At 30.9% G+C, this 16095-nt stretch carries 12 protein-coding genes; 9 read left to right on the top strand and 3 right to left on the bottom strand.

All coding sequences use genetic code 11. The annotated features are described in order from the left end of the window. Window positions 1-53: 53 nt before the first annotated feature. A complete protein-coding gene (locus H0I27_RS15250; protein WP_218731476.1) occupies window positions 54-1277 on the bottom strand; it encodes a sigma 54-interacting transcriptional regulator in 1224 nt (407 codons plus the stop codon). Window positions 1278-1500: 223 nt separating this feature from the next. Further along, complete coding sequence (gene miaB, locus H0I27_RS15245; RefSeq protein ID WP_218731475.1) at window positions 1501-2955, bottom strand: tRNA (N6-isopentenyl adenosine(37)-C2)-methylthiotransferase MiaB; 1455 nt, start codon at window positions 2953-2955, stop codon at window positions 1501-1503. A gap of 199 nt (window positions 2956-3154) precedes the next feature. Here miaB and topA point away from each other — a divergent pair, with 199 nt between their 5' ends. The 8 genes from topA to H0I27_RS15205 all read left to right on the top strand — a co-directional run bounded on the left by topA (window position 3155) and on the right by H0I27_RS15205 (window position 13449). After that, a complete protein-coding gene (gene topA / locus H0I27_RS15240; RefSeq protein ID WP_218731473.1) occupies window positions 3155-5668 on the top strand; it encodes a type I DNA topoisomerase in 2514 nt (837 codons plus the stop codon). Between the two features lie 36 nt (window positions 5669-5704). Then, on the top strand, window positions 5705-6865 hold the full coding sequence (locus tag H0I27_RS15235; protein WP_218731472.1) for a formimidoylglutamase: 1161 nt from the start codon (window positions 5705-5707) through the stop codon (window positions 6863-6865). Window positions 6866-6970: 105 nt separating this feature from the next. After that, window positions 6971-8347 (top strand): gliding motility lipoprotein GldK, encoded by a 1377-nt coding sequence (gldK, locus tag H0I27_RS15230; RefSeq protein ID WP_218731471.1) that lies wholly within the window; start codon window positions 6971-6973, stop codon window positions 8345-8347. 23 nt (window positions 8348-8370) lie between these two features. Beyond that, window positions 8371-9024, top strand: a complete 654-nt coding sequence (gene gldL, locus H0I27_RS15225; protein WP_218731470.1) for a gliding motility protein GldL — start codon at window positions 8371-8373, stop codon at window positions 9022-9024. Window positions 9025-9068: 44 nt separating this feature from the next. Continuing rightward, window positions 9069-10595 carry a gliding motility protein GldM gene (gene gldM, locus H0I27_RS15220; protein WP_218731468.1) on the top strand — a complete coding sequence of 509 codons (1527 nt, stop codon included), beginning with the start codon at window positions 9069-9071 and terminating at the stop codon, window positions 10593-10595. 17 nt (window positions 10596-10612) lie between these two features. Next, the gene (gene gldN, locus H0I27_RS15215; RefSeq protein ID WP_218731466.1) at window positions 10613-11473 is read left to right on the top strand and encodes a gliding motility protein GldN; all 861 of its coding nucleotides are present in this window, start codon (window positions 10613-10615) and stop codon (window positions 11471-11473) included. A 206-nt stretch (window positions 11474-11679) separates the two neighbouring features. Then, window positions 11680-12738, top strand: a complete 1059-nt coding sequence (locus tag H0I27_RS15210) for an FAD-binding oxidoreductase (protein WP_218731464.1) — start codon at window positions 11680-11682, stop codon at window positions 12736-12738. Between the two features lie 27 nt (window positions 12739-12765). Continuing rightward, a complete protein-coding gene (locus tag H0I27_RS15205; RefSeq protein ID WP_218731463.1) occupies window positions 12766-13449 on the top strand; it encodes a hypothetical protein in 684 nt (227 codons plus the stop codon). Between the two features lie 194 nt (window positions 13450-13643). On the opposite strand, the gene H0I27_RS15200 is transcribed toward H0I27_RS15205, so the two are convergent. Then, window positions 13644-14063 carry a DUF983 domain-containing protein gene (locus H0I27_RS15200; RefSeq protein WP_345740397.1) on the bottom strand — a complete coding sequence of 140 codons (420 nt, stop codon included), beginning with the start codon at window positions 14061-14063 and terminating at the stop codon, window positions 13644-13646. Between the two features lie 45 nt (window positions 14064-14108). Here H0I27_RS15200 and H0I27_RS15195 point away from each other — a divergent pair, with 45 nt between their 5' ends. Continuing rightward, complete coding sequence (locus H0I27_RS15195; RefSeq protein ID WP_218731461.1) at window positions 14109-16028, top strand: ABC-F family ATP-binding cassette domain-containing protein; 1920 nt, start codon at window positions 14109-14111, stop codon at window positions 16026-16028. Window positions 16029-16095 lie beyond the last annotated feature (67 nt).

Here is a 16095-nt window from a genome sequence, read left to right as displayed (position 1 = left end):
GGCGCTCGAGGGATAGTTTTTAGTGATTAAATTTTAAACAATTACTCAATCTTTTACAAATCGTATTGTTTAATTTTTCTGTATAAAGTTCTTTCAGATATCCCTAGTTCTTTAGCGGCCAATTTACGTTTATTACTGTTTTTCTCTAAAGATTTTTTTATCATTTCTACTTCTTTGTCTTGTAAAGATAAAGACTCGTCTTCTTCTATAGTCTCAATAAAATCATAATCTTTTTCTGTGGATGAGTTTTGAGGGATATTCATCACTTCTACATTAGATTTATGAGCATCTTTATTTTCGTACATCTTTTCAATTAATTGATGATGTTCTTCTTGCACTTCTTCTACATTACCACTTTTCATTAAGTCGAGCGTCAACTTTTTTAAATCGTTGATGTCATTACGCATATCAAATAAAATTTTATACATAATATCACGCTCGGTAGAGAAATCATTTTCTTTTTTACTACCAATAACAGCAGGTAAATTACCATTATTATTAGGTAGATACTGTTGCATTTTAAGGGCAGAAATAACTCTTTCTTCTTCAATAACCGAAATTTGTTCTGCTAAATTTTTTAACTGACGAATGTTCCCCGGAAAACGATAGTTTAATAACATTTTTACCGCGTTATCATCTAAACGAATAGAAGGCATTCTATATTTTTGAGCAAAATCTGCAGCAAATTTTCTAAACAATAAATGAATATCTTCATTACGGTCTCTTAAAGCAGGTAAATGAATTTCTACAGTACTTAATCTGTAATATAAATCTTCCCTAAATTTTTCTGTTTGAATTGCAGATTGCATATTAACATTTGTTGCTGCAACAATTCTAACATTCGTTTTTATAACTTTAGAAGAACCTACTTTTATAAACTCGCCATTTTCTAAAACACGTAGTAAACGTACCTGTGTTGTTAGTGGTAACTCTCCAACTTCATCTAAAAAAATAGTTCCGCCATCGGCAACTTCAAAATATCCTTTTCTGTCTTGTGTTGCTCCTGTAAATGATCCTTTTTCGTGACCAAATAACTCACTGTCAATAGTTCCCTCTGGAATTGCACCGCAGTTTACAGCAATATATTTTGCATGTTTTCTATGTGATAATTGATGTACAATTCTTGGAATATTTTCTTTACCAACACCACTTTCTCCTGTAACTAAAACAGAAATATCTGTAGGTGCAACTCTAAGTGCTTTTTCTAAAGCTCTATTTAAGTGAATATCGTTACCGATAATTCCAAAACGCTGTTTTAAAGCTTGTAAGTTTTCCATATTTTCTTTTTTGAAATAGGATTATTTTTGATTCAAGATCCAAGATGGTCTTGTGTCATGATTCTTTTTTGTCAATTAATAATAAATAAGCAATTTATATCTTTACTATACTTTCTTTTCTAAAATGCTTAACCCTGATTGAAACCTTTCGATTTTACTCAGGGCAGACTCTATCCTTTTTATTTTTCATACAAAAGATGTATTGAAAAGCAGGAAATAGCTTCTAATTATTATCAGAATACCCAACAACAGTTCCTTTTAAGGTTGCAGAAGTACAATCTTCTACTTTTACCATTACAAAATCTCCTAATTTATAATTTCCTTTATCAAAAACAGCTACGGTGTTTTGGGTGTTTCTACCTTTCCACTCATTCGGATTTTTCTTAGAAGTACCTTCAATTAAAAATTCTTCTACTTTTCCTAAATGTTGCTGTGTTCTGTATAAAGCGTGTTCTTGTTGTAAATCTATAATTTCTTGTAAACGACGTTTTTTTGTAGCAAAAGGTACATCATCTACCATTTTCTTAGCTGCTAAAGTTCCTGGTCTTTCAGAATAAGTAAACATAAAACCGAAATCGTATTTTACGTACTTCATCAAATCTAAAGTGTCTTGATGATCTTCTTCTGTTTCTCCACAAAAACCAACAATCATATCTTGACTTAAAGACATTTCTGGTACAATCTTAAAGATATTATCAATTAATTCGATGTATTCTTCACGAGTATGTTGTCTGTTCATGGCTTTTAGCATGTTGTTGCTTCCGCTTTGTACAGGTAAATGTAAATATTTACAGATATTTTTGTGTTTTGCTATGGCGTGAATTACGTCTAAACTGATATCCTGCGGATTAGAAGTCGCAAAACGAAAACGTGTTTTTGGGAATTCTGTAGCACACATATCTAATAATTGTGCAAAATTTACAGCAGTTGCTTGTGCCATTTCAGATGCTTTGCCAAAGTCTTTTTTCAATCCACCACCATACCATAAGAAGCTATCTACATTCTGACCTAAAAGTGTAATTTCTTTAAAGTTTCTATCTACCATAGATTGAATTTCTTCAATAATACTCTTTGGGTCACGACTTCTTTCTCGTCCACGAGTAAAAGGAACCACACAGAAAGTACACATATTGTCACAACCTCTGGTTATAGATACAAATGCGGTAACTCCGTTAGAATTTAAACGCACCGGAGAAATATCTCCGTAGGTTTCTTCTTTAGATAAAATTACATTTACGGCATCTCTACCAGCGTTTACTTCCTCTAATAAGTTAGGTAAATCTTTATACGCATCGGGACCAACAACTAAGTCAACTATTTTTTCTTCTTCTAAAAACTTTTCTTTTAAGCGTTCTGCCATACAGCCTAAAACACCCACTTTCATGTTTTTGTTCACTTGTTTTACAGCGTTGTATTTCTGTAATCTTTTACGAACAGTAGTTTCTGCCTTCTCTCTAATAGAGCAGGTATTTACTAAAACTAAATCTGCTTCTTCTAGAATTTGGGTTGTGTTGTAGCCTTCTTTATCTAAAATAGCGGCTACTATTTCACTATCATTCATATTCATTTGACAGCCGTAGCTTTCTATGAATAATTTTTTAGTGTTATTTTTTTTATTTTCGGTAACAAGAGCTTTCCCTTGTATTTTCTCATCTATGATTTTTTCTACGTATTCCATCTCTCAATTTATCATTTAAAGGTGAGCAAAGATACAACCAAATTTAATTTATTGTGACAAATTGGCAGAAATTTAATGGACTAATTCTAATGTTTTTTGTTGAAAATTGATGAAATAATTTTTTTTTACAAAAAACTAACTACTTTTGCAATCAAAAATAGCACGTTTTTAAAGCGTTCTAGCGACAAAAGAGAGATAAATGGCAAAGAATTTAGTAATTGTAGAGTCACCAGCAAAAGCAAAAACCATCGAAAAATTTCTTGGAAAAGATTTTCAAGTAGAATCTAGTTATGGTCATATTGCAGACTTACCATCCAAAGAATTGGGTATTGATGTAGAAGGAGATTTTAGTCCAAAATATATTATTTCTGATGATAAAAAACCAGTAGTTAAAAAGTTGAAAGCTTTAGCAAAGAAAGCAGATACTGTATGGTTAGCAAGTGATGAGGATCGAGAGGGTGAGGCAATTGCATGGCATTTAAAAGAGCAATTAAGTTTAAAGGATGAAAATACAAAACGTATTGTTTTTCATGAAATAACAAAAAATGCCATTTTAAAAGCAGTCGAAAATCCTAGAGATATAGACTATAATATGGTAAATGCACAACAAGCACGTAGAGTTTTAGACAGACTTGTTGGGTATGAATTATCGCCTGTTTTATGGCGAAAAGTTAAAGGAGGTTTGTCTGCAGGTAGAGTACAATCTGTAGCGGTTCGTTTAATTGTAGAAAAAGAAAGAAGTATTCAAGAATTTAATGCAGAAACACATTATAAAGTAGTTGCAGAATTTGCTAATGTTGAAGGAAAAACGTTTAAAGCAACCATTCCAAAGAATTTTGATACTAAAAAAACAGCAGAAAATTTCTTAAAATCGTGTGCAAATGCAGATTTTTCGATTGCAGAGTTAACTAAAAAGCCAGCAAAGAAATCTCCAGCAGCACCATTTACAACGTCTACGTTACAGCAAGAAGCATCTAGGAAATTAGGTTTTCCAGTAGCAAAAACAATGCAAGTTGCACAACGTTTGTATGAAGCCGGTTTAATTACCTATATGAGAACAGATAGTTTAAATTTATCTGTTGATGCAAGAAACGCTGCTGAAGAAGAAATTACAAATTACTACGGTAAAGAATATAGCAAACAACGTGTTTTTAAAACGAAAGCAAAAGGTGCTCAAGAGGCGCATGAGGCTATTCGCCCTACCAACATGAAAATGCATTCTATTGATACAGAATACGACCAAACTAGATTGTACGATCTAATTTGGAAAAGAACATTGGCTTCTCAAATGAGTGATGCTCAGTTAGAAAGAACGAATTTTAAGATAGAGAACTCTGAGAACTCTAAAATATTCACTGCAAATGGTGAAATGATAAAGTTTGATGGTTTCTTAAAAGTGTATTTAGAAGGAAAAGATGATGATGAGGAAGAACAAGCAGGAATGCTACCAAATTTAAAAGTTGGTGAAGCATTAGAGTATTCTTTTATAAATGCAACACAACGTTTTACAAGTCCGCCTTATCGTTTTACAGAAGCTTCTTTGGTAAAACAATTAGAAGAATTAGGTATTGGTAGACCATCTACATACGCACCAACAATTTCTACTGTACAAAGAAGAGGTTATGTAGAAAAAGGAGAGGATGAAGGTTTAGAAAGAAATTACGAACAAATGATTTTAGTTTCAGGTACTGTAAAAAGTGAAACCTTGACTGAAAAAACGGGTTCAAATAAAAATAAATTAATTCCTACGGATATTGGTAATATTGTTAACGACTTTTTAGTTGCTAACTTTTCTAATGTTTTAGATTTCGGTTTTACTGCTAAGGTTGAATCTTCTTTTGATGATATCTCTGAAGGAAATGAAGATTGGATAGAAATGATTAAAGGTTTCTATAGCAAGTTTCATGTCACTGTAGAAGATGTAAAGGAGAATGCAGAAAGAGAAAGTGGAGAACGTATTTTAGGAAAACATCCAGAAACAGGTAAAACAGTTTTAGTTCGTTTAGGTAAATTTGGACCAATTGCACAAATTGGAGCGCCAGAAGACGAAGAAAAAGTGTTTGCTAGCTTAAATAAAGATCAGAATTTAGGAACCATCACCATGGAAGAAGCATTAGAGTTATTCTTGCTTCCAAAAACCTTAGGTGGTTATGAAGATGAAGAAGTGATTGTTTCTAACGGTCGTTTTGGTCCTTATATTCGTTTTGGAACCATGTTTGTTTCTTTAGACAAAGGAGAAAATCCTATGGAAGTAGACTTGCCAAGAGCGATAGAGTTAATAGTTGCAAAACAAAAAGCAGATGCACCAATTTACCATTATGAGGATTTGCCTGTACAAAAGGGAGTCGGACGTTTTGGACCTTTCTTAAAATGGAATAATATATTTATCAATGTTAACAAAAAATATGATTTCGATAATCTTACTGATGACGATATTATTGAATTAATAGAGGTAAAGAAACAGAAAGAGATCGATAAGGTAATCCATAATTGGGAAGATGTAGAAATTCGTGTAGAAAAAGCACGATGGGGACGTTTTAATGTAATAAAAGGAAAGATTAAAATAGAGTTACCTAAAACTACAGAAATAGAAAAACTATCTAAGGAAGAGGCTGTTAAAATGATTGAAGCTAAAACGCCAAAGAAAAAAGTGGCAAAGAAAAAAGCTGTCAAGAAAAAGGTAGTTAAGAAGAAAGTAACCAAAAAGAAATAATATTTTTCATAAATTACATTTGATTTTAAAAAATTAATGAACCAAGACTTTTTAACCCCTGTAAAAGAATCGATTGTAAAATCTTTAGAAGAACAATCTAATTTGTGCTTAGGAAAAACCTTTAGGATACATACCCTAGAAGAAGGTTTGCCTGATTTAGAGAATGTGCAAATTGCTATTTTAGGAGTTCAAGAAGACAGAAACTCAGAGAATAATTTTGGCTGTGGAGAAGATTTACATTTTATTAGAAAAAAATTATACAATTTGTTTCCTGGTAATTGGAACACGCAGATAGCTGATTTAGGAAATGTTTTAAAAGGAAATTCGGTTACAGATACGTATTATGCTGTTTCAGAAATTATTACGGAATTACTTAAGAAAAATATAATACCCGTAATTATTGGTGGAGGTCAGGATCTTACCTACGTAAATTATAGAGCTTATGATTCTTTAGAGCAAACCGTTAATATTGCTGCTGTAGACAGTCGTTTCGATTTAGGTCATTTAGATGATCCATTAACTTCTCAATCTTATTTAAGTAAAATAATTATGCAAGAACCTAATAACTTGTTTAATTATAGTAATGTAGGTTATCAGACGTATTTTAATTCGCAAGATGAAATACAGTTGTTAGATAACTTATTTTTTGATGCTTATAGATTAGGGAATGCAAAAGAATTAAAAAATATTGAACCTGTTTTTAGAAATGCAGATATTGTTTCTATAGATCTAGGTTCTGTAAGACAAAGTGAAGCACCAGCAAACAATAATGCTTCTCCAAATGGGTTTTATGGAGAAGAAATTTGTGCCATTTCTAGATATGCAGGTCTTAGCGACAAAGTAACTTCATTTGGTGTTTATGAGTACAATTCTAAGTTAGATAACAACCATCAGACAGCACATTTAATTGCTCAAATGATTTGGTATTTTATTGAGGGCGTTAACTTTAGAGTAAAAGATTATCCGTTCTCTGGAAAGGAAAATTATCAGAAATTTACCGTTTTATTAGATGATGATGATCCTTTAACGTTTTATAAAAGTAATAAATCTGGAAGATGGTGGATAGAGATAAAAATCTTATCAGATAATAAATACAAAAGACATGCGTTAATACCATGTACATATAATGATTATACAGAAGCCACTAAGCAAAATATTCCTGAAAAGTGGTATAAAGCGATGCGAAAATTAGTGTAATAAATATAGATTAGGAAATTAGAACGTTAAAAAGCAATTTGCTTATTGTTTTTTAACAAAAAAAATAATAGGTTTACGGACTTTATAGTAAAGACATTTTTAAATATGAAGAAAGCAGCAATATTTGCACTTTTAATAGTAGTTTTTTACAGTTGTGGCTCTAATGATAGAGGAGAATTGGTTGGAGTTAAATCGAATAAAAAGTGGTTTTCAGAAAAACCATTTGGCATGGCGTTGATTCCTGGAGGTGCTTTTACAATGGGTAAACAAGACGAGGACCTTATCGGTACAATGAATTCACCTACTAAAACAGTTACTTTAAGACCATATTACATGGACGAAACAGAGATCACCAATAACGAATATAAAGAATTTGTTCAGTGGGTTAGAGATTCTGTTGTAAGAACTAGATTAGGTTATCAACAAGAATTTGCAAGTATGATGGGAACACCAGATCCAAACGGTGCACTTCCTTCTGGAGGTATTAATGATTATGCATTTGCTGTCTTAAAAGATACTACTGGAGCTAATGCTTATGAAAAATACATGTATGAAAACTACACAAGTTTAGAGTTAGATTCAGATTCTGTAAGACCATTAAATTGGGAAAATGATATTATTTGGGAAAAAGAAGATTTTCCGGATGCAAATTATGTAGAGGTTATGGATACCTTATTTGTAGCGAGAGATGAAGCTGTAGATGGTGTTAGAACTTTTAACGTAAAATACTTAAAATATAAATACACTTGGTTTGATAGAGATAATGCGGCAAGACAAGGTGGTAATAGAAAAGATTTTGTAAAACACGAAAAATTAAACATTTATCCAGATACTACTGTTTGGGTAAAAGATTTTAGTTATTCTTATAATGATCCAATGCACCAAGATTATTTTTACCACCAATCTTATGGAGATTATCCTGTTGTTGGGGTAAACTGGGGGCAAGCAACTGCTTTTTGTAATTGGAGAACTAAGAAGAAAAATAATTATTTAAAAAGTAGAAAAAACTCAATTGGTGTTCCAGACTTTAGATTACCAACAGAAGCAGAATGGGAATATGCTGCAAGAGGAGGTTTAGAATTTGCTACGTATCCTTGGGGTACTGGTAATACCACTACAGATAGAGGTTGTTTCTTAGCAAACTTTAAACCGGTAAGGGGAGATTATGCTGTAGATGGAGCGCTATATACTATGGAAGCGAAATCTTTTAATGCAAATGATTACGGTCTGTATAATATGGCTGGTAATGTTTCTGAATGGACAAACACTGCTTATAACTTATCTTCTTACTACATGGCTTCTACAATGAACCCAAATGTAGAAGATAGAAAAAACAAAAGAAAAATAATTCGTGGAGGTTCTTGGAAAGATGTAGCATACTTTTTAGAAGTGAGTTCTAGAGATTATGAATATGCAGATACTGCTAGAAGTTACATTGGTTTTAGAACCGTTCAGAATTACATTGGTACAACTAACAAATAATCAAAAAAATAAGAAAAGAAATTATGGCACAGTCAAAAACAAAAAAAGTATTATTTAACATGGCTTACAATATTGGAGCCTCAATTGTAATTTTAGGAGCATTATTTAAATTAAATCATATTAGTTTTGGTTGGTTTAATGGTTCTAATGTTTTAGCTGTTGGATTAATTGCGGAAGCTCTTATTTTCTTAATGTCTGCTTTTGAGACACCAGAAGATGATTTTGATTGGTCTAAAGTATATCCTGAATTAGGAGAAGATGGTTTTACTACTGTAAAAGCAGTGAAAGAAGAAAAAGAAGAAGCTGGATCTCAAGGAATGTTATCTGAAAAGTTAGATAACTTATTAAAAGAAGCAAAAATTGATGCAGGTTTAATGACTAGTTTAGGAAATAGTATGAAAAACTTTCAAGGAGCTGCAGAAGGTTTATCTGCTGCATCAGAATCTATTTCATCTACTAACAAATACAATGAGCAAATGTCTATGGCTGCTATTCAAATGGAGTCTTTAAACAATTTGTATAAAGTACAGGTAGAAAATGTAAGCAAACAGTCTGCTTTAAATGGAGCTGTTGTAGAGAATACAGAAAAATTAAAAGATCAAATGGAATCTTTAGCAAAAAACTTATCTTCTTTAAACGGAGTTTATGGAGGTATGCTTTCTGCAATGTCTAAATAATAATTAGTTGCAAACAATAATTTTAACTTAAAAAACTAATTAGAATGGCAGGAGGAAAAGTGTCCGCAAGACAGAAAATGATAAACTTAATGTACCTTGTGTTTATTGCAATGTTGGCAATGAATATGAGTAAAGAAGTTTTATCTGCTTTTGGTTTTATGAATGAAAAGTTGATTGAAAATAATATTTCAACTACAGCAAAAAATAATGAGGCGTATGCTAATTTAGCAACAAAAGCATCAGAGCAAGCGGCAAAATTTGAAGAATTAAATAAAGATGCAATAAAAATAAAGGGATATTCATCTGAATTCTATACATATATAGAAGAGCTGAAAGCTAAAATGGCTGCAGATATTGAAGATAAAAGCGACTATGAAGCAATGGATAAAACCTCTTTTTTAGATGAGTATTTCTTTAAAGGAGAAAAATTTACAGCAGAAGGTGAAGAGTTTTTAGCTAAAATAAATGGTTATAGAACAGATGTACTTAACGTTTTAGGAGAAAAAAGCAAGTTTGTACCAGTTCTAGCAAAAAGATTTTCTACGGAAGATGAAAAAAATAGAGATGGTAAAACCATTAAATGGTTAGATTATAGATATAAAGGGTTTCCTTTAGTAGCTTCTTTAACCAATTTAACGCAAATGCAAGCAGATATCAAAAATACAGAAAGTGATATTGTATCTGATTTGTTAGGAGGAAAAATGGAAGAGGCATTGTCTTTAAACAACTATAAAGGTATTGTTGCTTTAGACAAGAACGCTTATTTTGCTGGAGAAAAAGTAACAGGTAAAATTGTTTTAGGTCGTTATGATGCTACTATGATTCCTGATAATGTAACTTTAAATGGTAAAGATTATAAAAACATTCAATCGGGTCAAGTAATTATAGACATGCCTGCAGGTAATGTTGGTAGTCATGATATTAAAGGAAAAATAACTTTTACACAAGATGGTAAACCGGTAGATGTAGATTTCGAAAGTTCTTATTCTGTAATACCACAACCAGGTGATGCTGTTGTTTCTGCAGATAAAATGAATGTAGTTTATAGAGGTTTAAGCAATCCTATTTCTGTTTCATTACCAGGTGTTAGCGATAACAACTTAAGAGTTTCTGCATCCGGAGGTTCTTTATCTGGTGGAAGAGGTAAATATATTTTAAAACCAGGTGGAGGTAACACAGCTGTTATTAATGTGAGCGCAACATTAAGCAATGGAAAATCTGTAAACTCTAAAGCTACCTTTAGAATTAAAGACATACCAGCAGCCATGGGATCTGTAAGAGGACAGTTTGGAACGGTAAGGATGCCTAAATCAGGTTTATCTAATGCTCCAATTGCGGCAGGATTACCAGATTTTGAATTCGATTTAAGTATTAGAGTTCAGAGTTTTAAAATAAAAGTACCAGGAGAATTAACTATTATTGTAAATGGTTCTTCTTTAAGTGCAGCAGCAAAACAAAAATTAGCCAAAGCAAAAAGAGGAGATCAAATTAACATTTTCGATATTAAGGCAACTGCTAATGGAGTAAAACTTAAACAAGTATTACCTGTTAGTATTGAATTAACAAACTAGAAGTTAAAAAATAAAATATGTTTAAAAATTGTTTAGTATTATTTTTCGGTTTGATGATTAGTAGTTCAGTAAACGCACAAATAGGTTTATTAAATGCTAAAACAGTAGATCAAATAGGAAAGAAAAACGAGCAACAAATTGCTGCAGATAACGATGCTCCTTTAGCCTACGGATATGTAGATGATAGAGATGTATTATGGTCTAAAGTAGTTTGGGAATTTGTAGATCTAAATCAAAAAATAAATTTACCGTATTATTTTCCTATCGATAATTCAAATGTATCTTCTAACAGAAGATCTTTATTTGATACTTTAATTAAAGGAATTAAACAAGGTAATATAGAAGAAGTATATTCAGACTCTTTCTTTACGTCTAAGATTACTCAGAATGAAATAGATTCTAGAATGTCTAGTGTAAGAGAATCAAATGGATATAGCGATACTATTAGACTTCAATCTCAGGATGTAGAAGGTTATATGATGAAAGGAATGTGGTATTTTGATAAACGTCAAGGAGAATTAAAATACAGATTGTTAGCAATTGCTCCAATGGCTAAAGATGTACAAACTTTAGGATTGGGACTTGATGGAGGAAATGAAGAAGAATTGTTTGAGTTATTTTGGGTGTTTTATCCATCTGCAAGAGATGTTTTACACGATGCAAAAGTATTCAATCCAAAAAATGCATCACAACCAATTTCTTTTGATCACATGTTAAATGCAAGAAGATTTAGCAGTACCATTGTTAGAGAAGAAAACATTTACGGAGATAGAGCAATATCTGATTACGTTAGAGGAAATTCTTTATTCCAGTTATTAGAAGCTAATAAAATTAAAGAAGGTATTAGAAATAGAGAAATGGATATGTGGAATTACTAAAATTCTATTATTCTTTAAAAATATAAAAACGTTCCAATACTTTGGGACGTTTTTTTTTGTAGCTATCTCCCGCTATCACTACTCGCTTTTTTTATCCTAAAGAGGAATAAAAAAGAGCTCAAACATACCGTTCTATCGGGGCTATTCATTTTAATAAAGTTCAGTAATAATATCATAATTATTGCAAATTCACGTATTTTTATCACATGAAAGTAGATTATATAATAGTTGGTTTAGGATTAGCAGGTTTGGCTTTTGCAGAAGAATTAATTGCTGCAAAAAAAACATTTGTCGTTTTTGAAGACGATTCTCAAACCTCTTCTTTAGTTGCTGGAGGGGTTTATAATCCCGTAATTTTAAAACGTTTTACACCAGTGTGGAACGCGAAAGAACAATTAGAAGTTGCACTTCCTTTTTATAAACGGTTAGAAGAAAAACTAAACATAATTATAGACCAAAAATTTGTAATTAAAAAATCTTTTAAATCTGTAGAAGATCAAAATAATTGGTTTGGTGCTTTAGACAAACCTAAGTTAACAGATTATTTAGATCCTAAATTAGATACCAATTCTTATCACGGAGTTTTAGCCGATTTTAGTTTTGGAAACGTAAATGAAACAGGTAGAATAGATACAGAAAAATTAATAAATGCTTACCGAGCATATTTAGAATCTGAAAATTTCATTCGTTTTGAACAATTTAAACATAAAGAATTAAATATTGAAGAAGAAGCTCTAACCTATAAAGATATTGAAGCTTCCAAAATTGTTTTTTGTGAAGGTTTTGGTGTGGTAGAAAATCCTTATTTTAATTATTTACCCATTAATGAAGCAAAAGGGGAATTATTAACCATTCACGCTCCAGAATTAAATATCGACTTTTTATTAAAATCAACACTTTTTGTAATGCCTTTGGGAGGCAATATGTATAAAGTAGGAGCTACTTTTAATTGGATAGACAAAACATCCGACCCTTCGGAGGAAGGAAAAGGAGAATTGGTAGAAAAATTAAAGAAAGTACTTAATGTTCCTTATACCATCGTTTCTCAATCTGCAGGAATAAGACCTACGGTTTCAGGTAGAAGACCATTGGTTGGGATACATCCAGATTATGACAATTTAATTGTTTTAAACGGTTTAGGGACACGTGGTGTAATGATTGCCCCAACAGTAGCTAAAAACCTATTTAACCATATTTATAATGGTGAATCTTTAGATGAAGAAATAGATATTGTTCGTTTTAAGCATTTGAAGGATAAAAGATAGTAATAATAAAAAAGACATACCGATACGTTGAACCATCGTTTTTATAATAAGAATGAAAAAGAGCAAAAAAGAATACAAATTGCGATAGCAATTTGTTCTCTTATGATTATTGTGTTGTCAATTATTATATCAATATATTTAAGAACATATGTGATTGGAATTTTAACATTTTCTATTACTTTATCCATAATTGCTCCATTCTTTGATATGCCATCCTTAAAAAAAAGTGGTAGAATAATTTATTATTCATCTTTATTTGTAATCGAAAAACCTAAAAATGACCGAATCAAAATTCACGGGGGAACTTTATTTGATTACTATTTCGTAATTGAAAATCAAATGAATGGAAAACAAAGAACTGATTTTATAATCCAACAATATTTAGAAGGACTTTTACATCTACTTAAAAAGTATGAGAAGAATAAAATAATGAAAATTAGTGGTACTAGCTATATTATAAATAGGAGAACTGCTGAAAAAATTGGCTTTAAAATTATTGAAACTGATTTTTTACAAAAAATAATCCTAACTTATAATTACTTTAATATTTTAATTTCAAATTCAATAGCAAAAAATAAATTATCATTTCCACAATTAAATAAAACTAAAACATTTGAGGCGGACATAGGTCAATTACTAGAGCGAAAAGAATATATTGAAAAATTAAATAATTTATTAAAAAAAAATATTGCTAATTCTTTACAAGTTTGATTATTAGATGTATTTTTTTAGTGGATTTTCATGATTTTTCTTCTCGGTTAGCAATATGCGCTAAGGATAGAGCGGTATGTTTGAGCTCTTTTTTAGTGTCAGTTAGAGAGAATTTGTTTTTCAACAAATTTGTATCGAGAACTGGCACAAAAAAAAGCGAGTAGCGAAAGCCTGTTAAAGCGCCAAAAAAAAGTTTATGCCTCTTTTTTCTTGAACTTTTTATCAAAATGGACAAACATATTTATCCAAATTATTCTAGATAAACGTAAATTAAAAGGTGCTAAAATTAATAATGCTATTACAATTGCGGCAAAACATTGTAAAAGACTTAAGCCAAAAAACAAACTACTTATTACAAATACAGCAACAGAAAGTGCCACTGTTAAACCATAATTAACGTACATAGCTCCGTAAAAGAAGGAAGGTTCCATCATGTATTTTAAATTACAGTTCGGACAATTGTCATGTAATTTGGTTACTTTACTTGGATTAAAAGTAAATTTATGGGCAAAGAACTCTCCTTCGTGACATCTAGGACATTTGGCTTTAAAAATACTATATAACTTGGTACCCTTTTTCAACATAATAGACCTTAAATTTGTATACTTTTGCAAATATAGAGTTTTAAACTTTTTTTTAAGTAACAATTATTACATTAGATGCTAAACGTACACAACTTATCGGTTTCTTTTATGGGAACTGATTTATTTTCAGGAATTACTTTCAAGTTAAATAAAGGAGATAGAATTGGTCTTATCGGAAAAAATGGAGCAGGGAAATCTACGCTTTTAAAAGTGCTTTCTAAAGATATAGAAACAAGTGGTGGTACCATGGCTTTTGATAAAGATATTAGAATGGGGTTTTTAAGACAAGATATAGATTTTGTTGAAGGAAGAACTATTTTAGAAGAAGCGTATCAGGCATTTGTGGAAATTAAAGAAATTGAGGTAAAACTTGATGAAATTAATCAGCAGCTTGCTACTAGAACCGATTATGAAAGTGAAGGGTATACAGAATTAATTCATGATTTAACGGATAATACAGAGCGTTATGAGTTACTTGGTGGGTACAATTACCAAGGTGATACTGAAAAGATTTTACAAGGTTTAGGTTTTCAGAGAGAAGATTTTGACAAAAAAACAGATACTTTTTCTGGAGGTTGGAGAATGCGTATTGAATTGGCAAAATTACTTTTACAAAATAATGATATTTTGTTATTAGATGAGCCTACAAATCACTTAGATATTGAATCTATTATTTGGTTAGAGAATTTCTTAAAAGGATATTCTGGCGCTATTGTCTTGGTTTCGCATGATAAAATGTTTTTAGATAATGTAACCAACAGAACTATTGAAATTTCTTTAGGTCAGATTTACGATTATAAAAAACCGTATTCTGAGTTCTTAGTATTAAGAGGAGAAATTAAAGAAAAGCAATTACAGGCACAGAAAAACCAAGAGAAAGAAATAAAACAAAAGCAACACTTAATTAATAAATTCAAGGCGAAGGCTAGTAAGGCTTCTATGGCGCAATCTTTAATGAAACAACTTGATAAAGTTGAATTAATTGAGGTTGACCAAGATGATAACCAAGCAATGAATGTTAAGTTTGCAATTTCTAAAGAGCCCGGTAAGATTATTGTTGAAGCAAAAGATTTATGTAAAAGTTATGGCGATAAACATGTTTTAGAGGACGTAGATTTATTAATAGAAAAAAACAGTAAAATTGCTTTTGTAGGTCAGAATGGACAAGGGAAATCTACTTTGGCAAAAATGATGGTAGGTGAAATTCCTTTTGAAGGGTATTTAAAACTTGGGCATAATGTAGAAGTTGGATATTTTGCTCAAAACCAATCTGAAGAATTGCCAGGAGAAAAAACTGTGCTGGAAATTATGGAAGATGCTGCCACAGATACGAACAGAATGCGTGTTAGAGATATGTTAGGTTCCTTCTTATTTGGTGGAGATGCTGTAGATAAAAAAGCAAAAGTACTTTCTGGAGGGGAAAGAAATAGATTGGCATTGTGTAAATTATTATTACAACCATTTAATGTTTTAATAATGGATGAGCCAACCAATCACTTAGATATTGCCTCTAAAACAGTGTTAAAAGAAGCTTTAAGAAACTTTAATGGTACTTTAATTGTAGTATCTCACGATAGAGATTTCTTACAAGGTTTAACAGAAACTGTTTATGGATTTAAAGACAAAGAAATTAAAGAATATCTAGGTGATATTGATTATTTCTTAGAGCAACATAAAATTGAAAATCTTAGAGAAGCAGAAAAAAGAACGGTTGTAAAAGTTGATAAGGATACTTCTAAAAAAGAATCTCATCAATTATCTAGAGATCAAGAAAAACAATTAAAGAAGTTAAAGAACAAATTGTCTAATATTGAAACTGAAATAGCAGATTTAGAAAAGGAAATTGCTAAAATAGATTTAGAGTTAGCACAGAATTATGATGAAGTTTCTGCTAGACCAAATTTCTTTGAAAAATACAAAGCTAAAAAAGCTAAATTAGATACAGTAATGGAAAACTGGGAAAAAATAGAAGCAGAAGTTTCTAATTTTTCTTAAAGATCTTTTAATTAATTTTTAAAAACTCCTTTAGGTTTTAAAATCTAAAGGAGTTTTTATATAGATA

The organism is Polaribacter sp. HaHaR_3_91, from assembly GCF_019278525.1.
Taxonomy (GTDB): Bacteria; Bacteroidota; Bacteroidia; order Flavobacteriales; family Flavobacteriaceae; genus Polaribacter.
Note: the sequence above shows the minus strand (reverse complement) of the source record. Positions and strands in the feature narration are given on the sequence as shown.